This window comes from Deltaproteobacteria bacterium (assembly GCA_019310525.1).
In the GTDB taxonomy this organism is placed as follows: Bacteria; Desulfobacterota; DSM-4660; order Desulfatiglandales; family HGW-15; genus JAFDEE01.
In genome coordinates this window covers 1-14984 of sequence record JAFDEE010000023.1, presented here as the reverse complement: position 1 = coordinate 14984, position 14984 = coordinate 1, and the positions used below count along the sequence as shown (strand labels likewise).

Sequence of the window (14984 nt, the reverse complement as noted above, 5' to 3'; positions counted from 1 at the left end):
ATGTTCTCCCTGATGAGATCATGCCGAAGGCCAATGTGAAGGAAAAGACGGCTTTCGTTACCCTCCGAAGACCTTCTGGAGCTTTTCGCTGAAAGTCTCGGGGGTGAAGGGTTTTACAATGTAATTGCTGACCCCCGACTTTACGGCCTCAACCACGTTTTCCTTTTGTCCTTCCGCTGTAACCATGATGAAGGGTATGTCTTTCAAGTTGGCGTCCCCCCTGACGGCCTTCAGGAGGTCCAGTCCGGTCATGTTGGGCATATTCCAGTCAGAGACAATCAATCCGAACTTTTCCTTCTTCAGTTCCTCAAGGGCGATGTTGCCGTCCTCGGCTTCTACTATATCACTGAAGCCGAGCTGCTTGAGAACCCCTTTAACGATGCGCCTCATGGTCGCAAAATCATCCACGACCAAAACCTTCATTGATGTGTCAAAAGACATTTTGACCCTCCCTGGCTTATTTCAAATTTTTATTGTTACCTGCATTCCTGTACCGCGCACCTCCATCGGAGATGACATCCTATTACAGGGTGGCAAGCAATTCGTCGATATCTTCCTGCTTGAGACCCTCCCCCTCAAGTTGGGGGCCCTTCAATTCAGACTTATAAACTTCAACGTCCTTTTTTAGATCTTCGTAACTCTTTTCCGGATTTTCACGGTGCTTTTGAATTTTTATTCCAAAGGAGATAACCAGGTCACTGATCCGCGCCTCCATGGACTTGACCAGTTTGATGATACGCTGAATCCGCTGTCCCACCAGATCCTGGAAGCTTAGAGGTTCCATCATGCTCATGGACAGGTTTCCGATCCTTTTAAGGATTTCTATATCTTCCTTTAGGATCTCCAGGGCTTCCTCAGCCGCTTCGGGTGGTCCACCATTCCCGGAAAACAGTGAAGTAAGGCGCTCCAGCCGCTTGTTCGCTATCTCCAGTTGTTCCTCATTGATATCCATGATCTTCATGGTGCTGGACTCAAGGGTCTGATTGATCCCCTCGAGTTGATAACTGGCCTCCGGGATGTCTCTGGCGGCTATTTCGACGATGCCAGGCTCGATCCTGCTCTGGATATCCTTCCTGAATTCGATCAGCTCCTGAGCGATTTCCTTTATTTTACCGGAGAACTCCATGGTTAAAGCCTCATAGAATTCCCCCTGCTTCAGTTTCAACACCATGTCTTTTAGATCTTTCAATTCACAAAGGGGATCTTCAACCTGCCTGAGTTTCTCCTCGATCTGGTTCAGTGTAAGCCCTGAAATCGAATTTTTAGGATCCGGCCCGCCGTCATACCACATACAACGATACGCCTTACCATCCACATCCACACCTTCGACATCGCCTCCGTCAAGGTCCCTGGCGTTGAAAAGAAGCCGGTAATCCTCCACATTAAGTATATCCCCGGACTTGTGGAGGATAAAATAGGGCTTTAAATTTTCCTTATCCATCTTTTCCCTGACCGGATACATTTGTCCCCCTATATCTAGAAACACCCCGGGCTCCTCATTGGAAGAAACCATCTGGATGTCCCCGCTCCGGATGATACGGACGATATCTTGCGCCTGGAAAGCTATGCCCTTTTGATTCTCCCCAATATTACCCATCAAGATCGTACCCATAACCCCTTACTCCTTACATGAAGTTCCATGGCGAAAATTAAACCTGCTCAAGCGAGAAGTCTCTTGAAAGGGCTGAGCCCCAAAGGTCTCTCAGAATTTATCAGGAGACCTTGTACTTGAATAATATCAATCAGCAAAAGTTATGCCAAAGGATTCGATTTTTCCCGCCCCCAATAATAAGTGTAGAGCCTTTTTCCAAAAACTGTGGGACAGGTTACAACGGATTTTTCTCCAGTCCTATCGGAGTGATAAGAAAGAAGGCGAGTCCCGCTGAATGAATCCCGGTTTTCCATGGATGAAAGTCGGCCGAATTGCACTGGGTCTTTAATCGAAAACGAAAAAATCAGGGAGAGGAATACGTCATTCATTTGACATCCTGCCAAAAACGGCTTCAATGTGGGAACCCTTTCATCCAGCAATGAGCATTTCATTGTCTTCTTGAAGAGAGGAGATTACGAGAAAAGGAGGGCGGAAGGTTGTTGGGATGGACGCTTGGCTCGGCAGCTAATTCCGCCTGAAGCGGTTCAAAAAGTACGTAGCGGATCGGAACTCTCACCTTCTGCCTTGCGATATTCCTGACCTCCAAGGCCTCTACAGTCTTCACAGCCTTCAAGTGGATCTTAACTCTGAGGGTCTTTCCCTCCCAAAGGTCAGGGACCTTGGGAAGCAGACTATTCACAATCTTCAGCAACCTGCGTCTCCCGTTCCTTTGCCACTTGGCCCGAATAAAGGGGGTGGATTCCGGAAGTCCGGTTACAGACGGCTTGAGATACAGGCCACGGGAACCCCTCCTGGAGGAAACCGCCCGGCACTCGATCAGCCACATGAAGAGGGTCTCCCCGTTCAAATCGTGCATCAACCTTTCCAGCCGTTTCCTTGCAGCCTTGAGGCTTTTTTTCGTAAACAATTCCGATGGCTTGTATGCCGAGTAAAAGGGTCTTCCCTCCTCGGCCGAGAGGTCTTCGATATCTTGATCCTTTATCACCTCGCCACTCATCTTGTGATAAAGACAAAACAGGGACTCCCTCTCAAGGGGAACAACGGTTTTGCAAGGGGCGTAACCCTGTGCCAGGAACAAAAACAGCATGGTCAAGGGCAGGAGAAGAAAAAAGCGGTTGAGATTCAGGAAATTCACGACACGCCTCTTTCCAGGATAAACTGCATGGGATCCACTACCCTTTCACCTGCGATCACCCCGTAATGAAGATGGCGGCTGGTGGAGAGGCCTGTGTTCCCCATGAGCCCGAGGCAATCTCCCCGTTTGACCTCCATACCTTTCTGGACCTGGATCTTTTCCATGTGACCGTAAATGGTTTTCAGCCCATTTCCGTGAGAAAGGACAAGGAAATTGCCCAACCATCGGTCGTAACCTCTCGCCACCACCACCCCGGAGGCAGGTGCGATGATCTTCGTCCCTTTCGGTCCGATGATATCGATTCCTGCATGAAATTCTTTGCGTTCAGTAAAGGGATTCGTCCTCCATCCAAATCCCGATGAAATCTTTGGACGCGCCAGGTCAACGGGAAAGATGCTGGGGGTCCTGTCCCAGATCTTGACCTGTTTGACCGCCAAACGGTTCATCACCTCAAGGTTACCGATGAGTGTCTCGATTTTCTCCTTGAAATCCTCCGGGATCGAATGCAGGGCTCCAGAGTGATCCGTTTTCATCTTTACCGCCTTGGCTTCATTCGTTTCCGCCTCTCTATCACTCGGCCCCGCGAGGCTGTAATCCCCTCCTACACCGATGGCCTTTTCAAGAAAACCGAAACCTTCCATCCCGAAGTAGTCCCGCAGGAACTTCTCTTTTTCTTCGAAGCGTGCCAGGGATCTCTTGACATATTCCAAGCGGTAAATATCCGACTCAAGTGCCCTCTTTTTCTTCTCCATGACCTGCAGTCTTTCAACAAGGTTGATGACCTTCTTTTCAAGGAGGGGAACCGAACAGATACAAATCCCGATCAAAAAGACCAGGCACCCCACCAGCCAGGGATTCACACAAAAGGAAACGACCTTTCCGAGCCCGTTGTTGGAAACAAGAATCATTTGTGCCCGTTTCATGGATCACCCCGCTTGTGTCTTTATTCCTGTCGGTGAAATGACAGGGGTTTTCCCAATTTCACCCTTCTTGTCTTAGTGAAAAGCAAATTCCATGCCTTTTTATTGTCACTCTCTGGTAATGGGCAGAGAAATCCCCGCCTTGTAGCGAAAATTCCGTCTGAGTTTTTCCAAAAGGGTTCAGGATTTAAACCAAGATGACGTACTTTTAGTACTTCAAGCGTCTTACAACGCTGCAGATCCGGCAAATTTGCCGATTGCATAATCCGGGTTAAACATTGAAATGAGACCTTTGAAATATTTCGCCGCTTGAACCGTTGAACCCATGATCCCTTAAGGCATTCCGAACCGGAATGGACATTGAAACGGAAATGATCCAACGATGATCCAAACTTTTTGGGGCGGTAAGAAGTTCGAGATAGGATGGGGTCCCGGCATGAAGGATCCCTGGCTGATCTTAAGGGATCCTGAACCGACGGGTTTGAACTTGGTAAGGTTTCAGGCCTTTCCGGTCCTCGATACTTGGAAAGAGAGGAGACCTAGCGATCATCCTTGTAAGGATGCCAATCTCCCCGGCGAAGCTTGTCGACCCTCATCACGGCGACTTCGTTCGTACTCGTATCGTAGACGATCTTCCTCCCTTTCTCACCGCCCACGTCCTCTGAGACAAGCCTGATGCCTTTCCGGGCCAGGATCCTCCGCGCAACCCGAATATTTTCTCTTCCAACGTCCTTATCGGATACCTCCCGGTTAAAAGCCCCTCCGAAAATCTGGGCTTCCAGGTTCTTGACCTTGGACCCATCCTCGATCATCATTCCGATGAGGGCCAGAGTGGCTACATTACCGTATCGGGCCGTCGCCCCTTCGGAACGTGATATGGATGGAAGCTGGAAATGGTTCATCCCACCAACCTTTCGTTTCCTGTCGTATAGACAAACCGCCACGCAGGAGCCGAGGACCGTGGATATGACGGTCGGCTGGTTGGCGACAAGGATGTATCCCGGTTTCAAGAAATAGTTGGCAGAAGCCAATATTTCCGACTTCCTCGTCATGGCGCTTCCTTACCCTTCATCCTTTTAGTGGAACCCCCGGCACTGAACTTTATCGTCAAGCACTCCCATCTCAATTCCTGTCCAAAAGGGCCTTCAGGGTTGAAGCCAGTTCTTCCATCTTGTATGGCTTTTGAATGAACCCGTCACATCCACGCTTCAGTATCTCTCCCGCCTTTCCCTCTATGCTGTAACCGCTTGAGAGCAAGACCCTGACGCCCGGATCGATTTCTTTGAGCTTCTCGAAAACCTCGGCACCGCTCATCTTGGGCATCACCATGTCCAGGAGCACGATATCGATTTTCTCTCTGTACTTCATGAACAGCTCAATGGCATCTTCACCGTCCTTGGCTGTGATGACATTGTATCCCATGACCTCCAGCATTTCCTGGCCGACCTTTCGAACGGTCTCCTCGTCATCCACGGAAAGAACCGTTCCCTTTCCAGAAATCGTCCCGATCGTTGAAGTACTGGAATCCGTTCTTCTTTTCTCGGGAAGGACGTCCTTGCGTGCCGGGAAATACATCTTAAAAGCGGTCCCCACCCCCTGCTCGGACTCCACCTCGATATGACCCCCGTTCCCTTTCACGATCCAGTAAACCGACGCCAGGCCCAGACCATGCCCTCCGCGATTCCCCCTGGTCGTAAAAAAGGGCTCGAAGATGCGGGATAATGTCTCTTTCTCAATCCCCCGTCCTTTGTCTTCAATGCAAAGGAGCACATAATCCCCAGGCTTCCCGTCCAGGCCAAGGGCCTTCATCTTTTTCCAGGACATATTCCGGGTCCTGACCGTGATCTCACCTCCCGAGGGCATGGCCTGTACCGCGTTCATATAGAGGTTCAACAAGACCTGTTCAATCTGAGCACGATCGGCATCAAGGGCATAGAGGTCCCGCCCCAGGTCCAGGATGACGGGATACTCTTTTCGAATCCTCCCAAAGGTCCCCAGCACATCCTTTACCAGCTTGTTTAGGTCAAAACTCCTTCCATCCTCCTCTGATCCCCTTACAAATCCCAGGAGTTGCCGGGTCAACCGGGTGCCGCTCTCGATCTGCCTCTCAATGGTCCTCAGGCGGTCCCGGCATCGGCGAGGATCTTTATGAAGGAGAAGAAGAGAGACTTGCCCCTGGATACCCATGAGTAAGTTATTGAAATCATGAGCGATTCCAGAAGCAAGGGTACCGATGGCCTCCATTTTCTGGGCCTGTTGGAGCTGAATCTCCAACCGTCTCCGGTCGGTCTCATCACGAACCAGAATCAAAAGCCCTTTACGATTCCTGAAAGGGAAGGCCTTGAGGGAGAGAGTTCTTCCCTCCATGTCCACGGTAAAATCCGAAGGGAAGTCCCCAATATCGCCGCTGATAGTGCGGAACAGGGCCCTTATGTCCCTTTCTCCATCATCGGAAGATGCCGGGAAGAGATCGATTAATTTCCTGCCGGGCAATTTTTCCCTTTGGCCGCCGATCAAATCCTCCGCGCTACGGTTTGCATAAAGGATTTCCCCCTCTTCACTAACAGCGAGAATACCCTCGGAAATTTCATTTAGAGCGAGTTCATACCATTCACCATTTCGCGTCGCCTGAACCTTTCCAGAATCTCCACCTGCCATCACCACCCCTCTCTTGGCAAGAAAACCCGGGCTCCCTTTGGAAACAGGACACCGGAAACCGTAACTTTTAGAGAATCACACATGATACCCTTGCGAGTTCCGTGCCAGGAAAGCATATCTTTTTGGATCCCGAATCTTCCGCATTCTGGCTGTGAGTTCCACATTACGGTCTTTTCAAAAATATGCCCTTTGAGTCATTCTCTTGACATTTGATGATTTTTTTTTGACGATGGGTTCTCCGAGCAGAGCACTTTCGGGGGATATTTTCGCGCCTTCTCGACTCATTAAAGGAAACAATCCATGAAGATCGCCCTTTGCCAGATAAACCCCATCATTGGAGACTTTGCGTACAATACCCGTCTGATTCTCGATGGTTGCAGGCGGGCCCGGGAATCAGGATGTTCACTTGCAGTGTTTCCGGAATTATGTCTCACAGGCTATCCACCCATGGACCTCCTGGAAAAGCCTTCTTTTATCAGCGAAGGCTTGAAGTGCCTTGAGGCCCTGGCTTCACGGATCCAAGGAATCTCGGCCCTGTGCGGTTACGTGGATATCAATCCCCGTCCGTATGGAAAGGGACTCTTGAACAGCGTTGCCCTGATACGGGGAGGCGAAGTGGTCAAAAGTGGTGGGAAGAAACTTCTTCCCACTTACGATGTCTTTGACGAGGCACGGTATTTTGAGCCCGCCCCTTCAAGTCTGCGCTTTGAAATGGAAGGGAAACGCATCGGGGTGACCATCTGCGAGGATATTTGGAATGTCGGGGACCTGGAAGGGATTCCCAGGTATTCCCAGTCCCCCGTGGAAGACCTCCATGGCAAAGGGATGGATATTCTCGTGAATATTTCCGCTTCACCCTATACCCTTTACAAGCTTTCCATCAGGGCGGAAATCCTCAGGACTATCTCGGATCGTTATGGGATCCCGACTCTCTTTTGCAACCAGGTCGGTGGAAACGACGAATTGATCTTTGACGGCCGCAGTATGGTTATGGATTCCACCGGGGCCATGGTCCTTCTCGGCAAGGAATTCGAGCCCGATCTGCTGATCTGGGACAGCGAGATTCCCTATACCCCGCTTGAGGCTCCCACCACCCCCATGGAGGCCACGGTCTTCAAAGGTCTGGTGATGGGGACCCGGGACTACGTCAGTAAATGCGGATTTAAAAAAGTGCTGGTGGGTCTGAGTGGAGGTATCGATTCTTCCCTGGTGGCGGTGATCGCAACCCAGGCCCTTGGATCCGGGAATGTCCTGGGGGTGAGCATGCCTTCTCCTTTTACATCGAACATGAGCCGGGAGGACGCCCGGAAGCTTGCTGAAAACCTCGGCATTGCCTTTAAAGAAATCCCTATCACGGACATCTTTACGGCCTACCGGGAATCCCTGAAGACCCTTTTCAGAGACCTTCCGGAGGACGAGACCGAAGAAAACATCCAGGCCAGGATTCGAGGCAACCTGCTTATGGCCATCAGCAACAAGTTCGGTTCCCTGCTGCTCTCTACGGGCAACAAATCCGAGATGGCCATGGGGTATTGCACCCTTTACGGGGACATGAGCGGGGGCCTTGCCGTGATCTCCGACGTGCCAAAGACCCTGTGTTATCGTCTGGCCGAATACGTCAACCGCGAAAGAGAACTGATTCCGGCAAGGGTCCTGACCCGGCCGCCGTCGGCGGAACTCCGCCCGGGGCAGACGGATCAGGATTCCCTTCCACCCTATGAAATCCTGGACGACATCCTTGAGGCCGCCGTCGTCCGAAACCTCGGGCCTGAGGAAATCATCGCAAGAGGGCACGATCCCGATACGGTACGGGACGTGCTTCGCCGGCTCGCCCTCAACGAGTACAAGCGCCGGCAGGCCCCGCCGGGTCTAAAGATTACGACCAAGGCCTTCGGGTATGGAAGGCGATACCCCATCGCCAAAGGAATAACCTTCTAACGGCTCCCCTTGAGGCTGTGACCATGCCCTTGGGCAAAGGTTTTCAAGGGGAATCACTTTGTGGTGAATATCGTCACCGGGGACCATTCGCCGGAAGGGGGATCAGCAAGCAGTTTTCTGGTCCTTTCAAGATAGAGGCGGGTGGGGCCGTCCTTCGAGAAGCGGGTCAGGATCCCGGAAAACACCTCTTCGGCCTCCTTCCATCTCCTTTCTCGGAAATTTCGAAGTCCCTCGCTAAAAAAGTCGATCATTTCCAGGGTCTCCCCTTTGACCCGGTCGGAGAGGCCGACGAGTTCATGAATGGCCACGGCCTCCTCTTTTCCCTTGACCCTTACCTGGTCCAGTTCACGCAAAACGAACCGGTTGTCCAGACCTGCGGCCGTGTTCTCACTCAGGATGATGGAGGTACCGTAGACCTTGTTCAGACCCTCAAGTCTTGAACCCAGGTTGACCGCATCCCCTATGACCGTGTAATCCATGAAATGACGACTCCCCAGATTTCCCACGGTGGCCAGACCTGAATTCAGTCCGATTCCCACCCGGAGCCTTTCAATACCCTTAAGGGTCGTCTCCCTCTTCAAGGCCTCGAGACGGTCCACCATTTCCAGGGCCGTTTCGGCGGCCATGGAGGCATGATCAACCAATACGTTGGGTGCGCCGAAAAAGGCCATGATGGCGTCTCCCATGAGCTTATCAAGGGTGCCTTCATGTTCGAAAATGATGGGCAGCATTGCATCGAAATAAGCGTTGAGCAGCCTTACCGTTTCAAGGGGAGACAGGGTTTCCGCGATCCTGGTAAAGTCCCGCAGGTCACTGAAAAACACTGTGATTTCTCTTGCCCGGCCCTCGAGGTCGACCTGGATCTCCCCCTTGAGGATCCCATCCACCACCCCCCGGGACACGTATTTGCCGAACAGGGAGCTTACCAGCCGCATTTTCTTCCTTGCATAGACCTTCTGAACCGCAATACCTCCCACGTACTGGGCTCCGAGGATTCCCAGGGCCGGGAAGACCTCCACCCATGTAAGGGACCTCACAAAAAGCAGGTGAGCGGATAGGAGGATCAGCCCCCAGCAACCGAGCAGGATAACCAATCCCCAAAGGGCGCCGGGGCGGCCGTAGGAGTAAAAAACCAATCCAACTATGCCGAAGGCGATCACCGAAAGAAAGATCCAGACTTCGCTCGCCCTTTCTATGAACCGTCCGCTCAGGATGGTCTCAACGGCCTCGGCATGGCAGGCCACTCCCGGACTTCTCTTCCCAACGCCCTCCTCCAGAATCTTCCCGAACTTGTCCCTGAAGACTTCCTTTCCGAACCGGTACCTGCTGAAGGGAGTCGGAAAGAAGTCCTTGTCCGTTGGGAGACTACTCCCGACAAGAACTATCTTCCCCTTAATGGCGACAGAGTTGAACCGCCCTGTTACTACGTCGACGTAAGATAACCGTGGGAAAACCTCCTCGTTACCATGGAAGTTAATTCTGAGGTCAGGATAGGGAAGAAGAAGTTGATCAGGCCCCTCTGCTCCCAACCGAAACCGGTCCTTCCCGGAGAAATCCAGCAGAAAGTCAAGGTCGAGATATGCCCTTGCAACCTCAAGAGAAAAGCTCGGAGTGATCTCCAGCCCTTCCCGGAGGGGCCTGACGCTCAAGAAGGGAATTTTTCTCAGGACTCCGTCCTGATCGGGAAACAGGTTTGCGAATCCATCGCCGATCATTCCCTCCTGAAACAGGGGAAGGGGATTCACCTCTTCTTTTTCATTTACAGGGATGAATTTAGCAAGGACCACCTTCCCCGACCGCTCAATGGCCTGGGCCAGTTCCCTGTCCGCCTCCGGATCGCTGCCCGGGGCGAAGAGTACCATGTCCAGTCCGATGATCCCAGCCCCGGCCCGATCCAGGTTTTGGACGGCCCTTGCCATGTCGCGCCGGGACCAGGAGCCCTTTTTCCTGCCAAGAGAATCGGCGCTTCTCTGGTCCATCAGGACCAGGACCACCTTTCCGGAAGGATACCTGATCCCCCGCCACTTGAAATGAAGATCGTATAGGAAGAGGTCTGCTCTCCGGAAAAATCCGGCCAAGTAAAGAGAGGATAGTAGCAGGATAAGGATGAGGGCAAGCAGGAAGGAAAAGATCCTGTGGCTTCGGGCCAGTTTCCGTTGGGGATCCATCGCCTCTTAAGGAACACCTCTCACCGTCACTGGGAATCGGTTCGAAGAGGGTACGGTGGAGAAGGCTAAGAATCCCTGGTGTCCCCCCTCGATTCCACCGATGGAACCGGACACCACGACGATCACACGGCATTGTTTGAGGATCCCGCTCGCTGCATCCTCGGCCCTGAGGTCCTTGGCGTCCCTCTCGCTGATGACCAGGTTGGTCCGCAGGAGACCTTCAGCCCCCTTGACCCGCTTGATGATGTATCGTCCCCTTTTTTTCCGCTTGTGGGTCCCTTGGGCAAAGGCGGGATCCGGCCCCAGGATATGCTGCAAAAGGGAAAAAAGCGCCCCTCCGATAGAGCCACGGGAATCACGAAGTGGCTCCTCCGATACCACGTACCTGGCCATTCCCCGGCGGGTCAAGGCCTCCTGATCGACGGTCTCCATATCTGAAACCGTTTCCCCTTCCTCCGTGAGAATCCTTGGGAAAAGAGCGGGCTGGATTCCGGCTTCCCTCGGCAGCCCCCGGGCATCCAGGACCAACCAGGGTCCGTCTTCTTTTAAATCCTCCATGAAGGGCCCCTGGCCGGGACGCGGGGGAGCAAAGCCGGACCTCAAACGGGGAAGCAGTTTCGTCGCAAGTCCCTCAACCCCCCGAAGGGGAGCCCGATAGGTGACCTGATAATAAGGGTTTTCTTTCCTGATGAAGGTGCGCTCGACAGGTTCGTAATGAATCAACCCTCTGATCTGAAGGATCACGCCCTCCTTTTGGAGTCTTTCAAGGGTCCTGTGATCATCCACCCTGATCCTTGCAGCGACCTGCAGGATGGCCCCAAGGGCCCCTGCCTCTGCGGCCTTAATGGCCCGCGCCTTTGAATCCCCGTTTGGTTTGAGGTAACCCTTCCCCGTGCCGTAAAAGTACCCGGCATCCCAGTCCGTTTTTCCGTTGGGAAACGCCTCGATGAAAGGCCTGGTCTTAAGGGTCCGGGCCCAGGAAGGCGAATTAAGGAAAATAGATGGGGAAAGAAGAAAAAAGAAAACAGCGATACCAAGGATTCTTTTCAGTGGGCTCACTTGCTTCTCACTTCGGTTGGCCGCGCCTTCAAATCCCGGGGGCCGGTACGGGGGACCCGGCCTTTGTCCCGCGAAGCGCCAGGCTCGATCTGGGATCAGGTTCTCCTGTGAATTATTTTTTGATGACAATTTCGAGGGTATTGGCCTGAAGGGCCATAATTTCCACACGCACCCCCTTCATGGATCCAATCTTCTCCGCCAGAGCTTCCAAGGGCCCCCTGTATCTTACCTCCAACAGGGCCCGCCCGGATCGGAAATTTCTCACCTGGACACCGGCCACTCCCCTGATGGCCTTCAGTCCCTGCTTTAAGCGCGTGAGTTCATTGAAGGACGCATTCGAAACTTCGAGCTGGTATGCCCCCGCCTGATAGACGTCCTTCCTCCATTGATTCAGTATCCCCTGGACCATCTCATCAATCAACTCGGAAGCAGCGTCCTCCAAGGGGACAAAGGACCCCGCTCCCGAAGGGGGACGGGTCCTGTAACCGGAGAAGAGCACCTTTGCCGTATCCGTTTCCAGGGCCTTCAGCCGAATCTCGTTGGAAAGGAATCGCGTCGGAGTGCCCATGACCTTGCGGACCTCCACAAAGGACCTGCGAACTTCTCCCACCACCAGAATCTCCGCGCCCTGATCTTTGGCTATTTGGGCCGCCTTGGAGGTGTTACCCTGGATAAGCAACCTCTCAGCCTCTTTTTTACGTCCGAGCTGATAGGCGTCCACCACTCTGAAACCCTTTTCGAGCAGGCTCCCCTCCACTTGGTTTTCCACTTGGCGGTTGCCTTCCATGTTCTTTCCGAATATGGAACTATCCACTTCCCGGCTGTAGATCACCACCATGACGCGGGGATAGTGCTTTTTCCGGATCAGGAGGCCGATGGACTCGAGATCGCCCGCCAATTTTCCCATCTTGACCAAAGCAGAGATCTCCACTTCGTAAAGGCCGTCTGACGAACCTTCCCGGACGATATCGTAACTCTGGATATAACCCAGGCTCTCGGTATAGATGCGTTCTTCCACGAGTTTTTGCTGTTCAACGGTCATCTCGCTGGTCACAAAGGTTCCCACACCCTGTTCCACTGCCTTTCGAAGGGCGTCGTTCAGGGCCTCATCCCGGGCGGAAGAGGAGGAACCGTCAGCCACCCCGACGGCCCTCACCCGGCGGGTCTCCTGCGCCGAAACCCCTGTAGAAAGCGCCAGCCCGATAAAAAGAATGAAGAGGAGCAAACGGATTATTTTTCCAGCTATCACCTTTTTTTCTCCTTGTATCGCCTCCCCGTTCACAAGGGGAAACGATCGGAATCTTACTCGGGCAGCATGACCATCATCCCCTTCTTGAAACCAGAGCCCCTGACCGCCTTGCAGATGGACACCTTCTCTTTCACTCTCACGGCCTGGATGGTCCCGATCCGGTTCAGGCTGTAATCCAGGACCTCACCCGTATCCGGATCCCTCAAAATATCCGCTTTTCCCACGTCAAAGGTCTGGCCCACGGCGACACCCTCTCTGCTGCCTCGATTTATATATATCTTTCCCCGCTTGGCCAAGATTACCTTCCCGGTCCAGGGAACCTTTTCCAGTTGGGCCACAAGGAAGGAAACCGCCTGATCCACGGCTTTTTCCATGGCCTTGCCGGCGTTCGTTTTTTTAAAGCCGCCCACATCGCCGGTGAAATCCCCGCTCGTCAATCCCAGGGAAAGGCCGGTCTTCTGCATGGAGCCGTAAACCTTTTTAGAGGCCACCACCTGGCCTGTGGAGGAATCGATGATGTAGACCAGCACATTGATCTCGGCTTTTGCGCCCTTAGCACCGATCCGAAAGCCCTTTATGCCTATGCCGAAGCCCCCGCCACTCGTCCCGTCCTGGAAATGGGTGATGGTCCCTTTTACCAGCAACTGGGCAGGAGTCATCTGACCGGTGACAACTGTTTTTCCCCCTCCGGCCGCACGGCCGCTCGCTGCGAAATCCTGTTCGGCCATTGCCTCCCGCCTCATGTCCTGCTCAGCGATGACGATGAATTTTCCCGTCCGGTTCAGGCTGTCCGTCAATACCGCCGACCAAGCATCCCCTAGATTCCATCGCCCGGTCCAGCCGGAATGGTTTTCAAACTTGGCCACCGCTATGCTGTAACGGAGTCCCTTATTCTGGGCTGAGCTCAGGGCCGGCAGGGAAAAAACGGCTAGCACGAGGGCCAGAAGTCCGAATCGAATTCCTTTCAATCTGCCCATCTCTTCCTCCTTCACTCTTTTTTGGTTTTCCTGAACTGGAAATTATATTAAATTCCAGGGTCTGTCAATGTATGACACCGACGGGGAACAAGGCATGGGCGCCATTAACCTTGAAAACATCGCTATCGTACTGGTGGAACCCCAGATCCCGGAAAACATTGGTTCCGTGGCCCGAGCCATGAAAAATATGGGAATCCGCCGGTTGCTCCTGATCAAGCCCAAAAATCTGGACATGGAGCGGATTCTGAAAATGGCGACAGGGACCTCTTCTGAAGTCATCGATTCCATGGAGATCCACCAGGATCTCCTTTCAGGAATCGGGCCATTCCAATACGTCGTGGGGACCACGGCACGCCTTGGTGCTCAACGCCCCGCTCTCACAACCCCGCGCCGCCTGGCCCGGGAACTCATACCCCTGTCTCAGGAAAATTCGGTGGCCCTGCTTTTCGGACGGGAGGACTGTGGGCTTTCCAACGAACATCTCAAGCTCTGCCACACCATCGCCACGATTCCGACGGCTGATTTCGCATCCCTCAACCTGGCCCAGGCCGTCATGGTATTCTGCTACGAACTGTTCGCGGCCGGGGGCGATATGGAGACCATGAACCTCCCTCGTCTCGCCAACACCTTTGAGTTGGAAGGGATGTACGAGCACCTCAAACAGGTGCTCATGAAGATCGGGTTCATCCACCCGCAAAATCCCGAACATTGGATGCTCAACATCCGGCGTTTTCTCTCCCGCTTTCCCTTGCGAGCCCGCGAAGTCAGAGTCATCCGTGGAATCTGCAGACAAATCGACTGGTATACCGGTCAAATCGAAAAACTGAAGGGTGATGAATCCGAAGGGAAAGGGAATCGGATGCCGGTAGATCCAGAAACCCCGCCTTGAATCCACACCTTATTTGTATTAATATTTGGGATACTAAAGCATGCCGGGAGATAACGGATCCCCGCGTGAAGACCATCCTCGACAAGGAGCATGATCATGAACCAGAAAGATCTGTTGGAAGGGAAAAGGATTCTGCTCGTGGACGATGAGCCCGATGTCCTTGAAACCTTAGAAGAACTCCTGCCCATGTGCAATGTGGTGAAAGCGACCAGTTACGAGGAGGCCGAACGGCTCCTTGATACCCAGTTTTTCGATATCGCCGTTCTGGATATAATGGGTGTCAAGGGATATGAACTTCTGGAAAAGGCTAAGAAAAAAAAGGTGATCGCAGTCATGCTCACCGCCCATGCCCTGAGCGTCGAGGATACCAAAAAGTCCT

At 53.0% G+C, this 14984-nt stretch carries 13 protein-coding genes; 3 read left to right on the top strand and 10 right to left on the bottom strand.

The genetic code is table 11. The features are described from left to right. Positions 1 to 57: 57 nt before the first annotated feature. The 6 genes from JRF57_05950 to JRF57_05925 form a co-directional block, all read right to left on the bottom strand. The gene (locus JRF57_05950; protein MBW2303241.1) at positions 58 to 441 is read right to left on the bottom strand and encodes a chemotaxis response regulator CheY; all 384 of its coding nucleotides are present in this window, start codon (positions 439 to 441) and stop codon (positions 58 to 60) included. Between the two features lie 82 nt (positions 442 to 523). Continuing rightward, on the bottom strand, positions 524 to 1612 hold the full coding sequence (locus tag JRF57_05945; protein ID MBW2303240.1) for a protein phosphatase CheZ: 1089 nt from the start codon (positions 1610 to 1612) through the stop codon (positions 524 to 526). A 427-nt stretch (positions 1613 to 2039) separates the two neighbouring features. Further along, on the bottom strand, positions 2040 to 2747 hold the full coding sequence (locus JRF57_05940) for a hypothetical protein (protein ID MBW2303239.1): 708 nt from the start codon (positions 2745 to 2747) through the stop codon (positions 2040 to 2042). Further along, complete coding sequence (locus JRF57_05935) at positions 2744 to 3670, bottom strand: M23 family metallopeptidase (GenBank protein ID MBW2303238.1); 927 nt, start codon at positions 3668 to 3670, stop codon at positions 2744 to 2746. Before JRF57_05935 ends, JRF57_05940 begins: the two co-directional genes overlap by 4 nt. Positions 3671 to 4206: 536 nt before the next feature. Then, positions 4207 to 4719 (bottom strand): chemotaxis protein CheD, encoded by a 513-nt coding sequence (locus tag JRF57_05930; GenBank protein ID MBW2303237.1) that lies wholly within the window; start codon positions 4717 to 4719, stop codon positions 4207 to 4209. Between the two features lie 70 nt (positions 4720 to 4789). Then, positions 4790 to 6325 (bottom strand): response regulator, encoded by a 1536-nt coding sequence (locus JRF57_05925; protein ID MBW2303236.1) that lies wholly within the window; start codon positions 6323 to 6325, stop codon positions 4790 to 4792. A 300-nt stretch (positions 6326 to 6625) separates the two neighbouring features. On the opposite strand from JRF57_05925, the gene JRF57_05920 reads away from it, so the two are divergent. Next, a complete protein-coding gene (locus JRF57_05920; GenBank protein ID MBW2303235.1) occupies positions 6626 to 8263 on the top strand; it encodes an NAD+ synthase in 1638 nt (545 codons plus the stop codon). Positions 8264 to 8316: 53 nt separating this feature from the next. Here the strand turns inward: JRF57_05920 and JRF57_05915 are convergent, their stop codons facing one another. The 4 genes from JRF57_05915 to JRF57_05900 all read right to left on the bottom strand — a co-directional run bounded on the left by JRF57_05915 (position 8317) and on the right by JRF57_05900 (position 13716). Continuing rightward, positions 8317 to 10431, bottom strand: a complete 2115-nt coding sequence (locus JRF57_05915) for an adenylate/guanylate cyclase domain-containing protein (GenBank protein ID MBW2303234.1) — start codon at positions 10429 to 10431, stop codon at positions 8317 to 8319. A 6-nt stretch (positions 10432 to 10437) separates the two neighbouring features. Further along, positions 10438 to 11490: a hypothetical protein gene (locus JRF57_05910; GenBank protein MBW2303233.1), complete on the bottom strand. Its 1053-nt coding sequence runs from the start codon at positions 11488 to 11490 to the stop codon at positions 10438 to 10440. 112 nt (positions 11491 to 11602) lie between these two features. Beyond that, positions 11603 to 12739: a hypothetical protein gene (locus JRF57_05905; protein MBW2303232.1), complete on the bottom strand. Its 1137-nt coding sequence runs from the start codon at positions 12737 to 12739 to the stop codon at positions 11603 to 11605. 53 nt (positions 12740 to 12792) lie between these two features. Then, complete coding sequence (locus tag JRF57_05900) at positions 12793 to 13716, bottom strand: hypothetical protein (GenBank protein MBW2303231.1); 924 nt, start codon at positions 13714 to 13716, stop codon at positions 12793 to 12795. 94 nt (positions 13717 to 13810) lie between these two features. Between JRF57_05900 and JRF57_05895 the strand changes: the two genes are divergently transcribed. Further along, entirely contained in the window at positions 13811 to 14605 is a 795-nt protein-coding gene (locus JRF57_05895; GenBank protein ID MBW2303230.1) for an RNA methyltransferase, read from the top strand. Between the two features lie 96 nt (positions 14606 to 14701). Then, a partial coding sequence (locus JRF57_05890; GenBank protein MBW2303229.1) for a response regulator occupies positions 14702 to 14984 on the top strand: 283 nt, incomplete at its 3' end.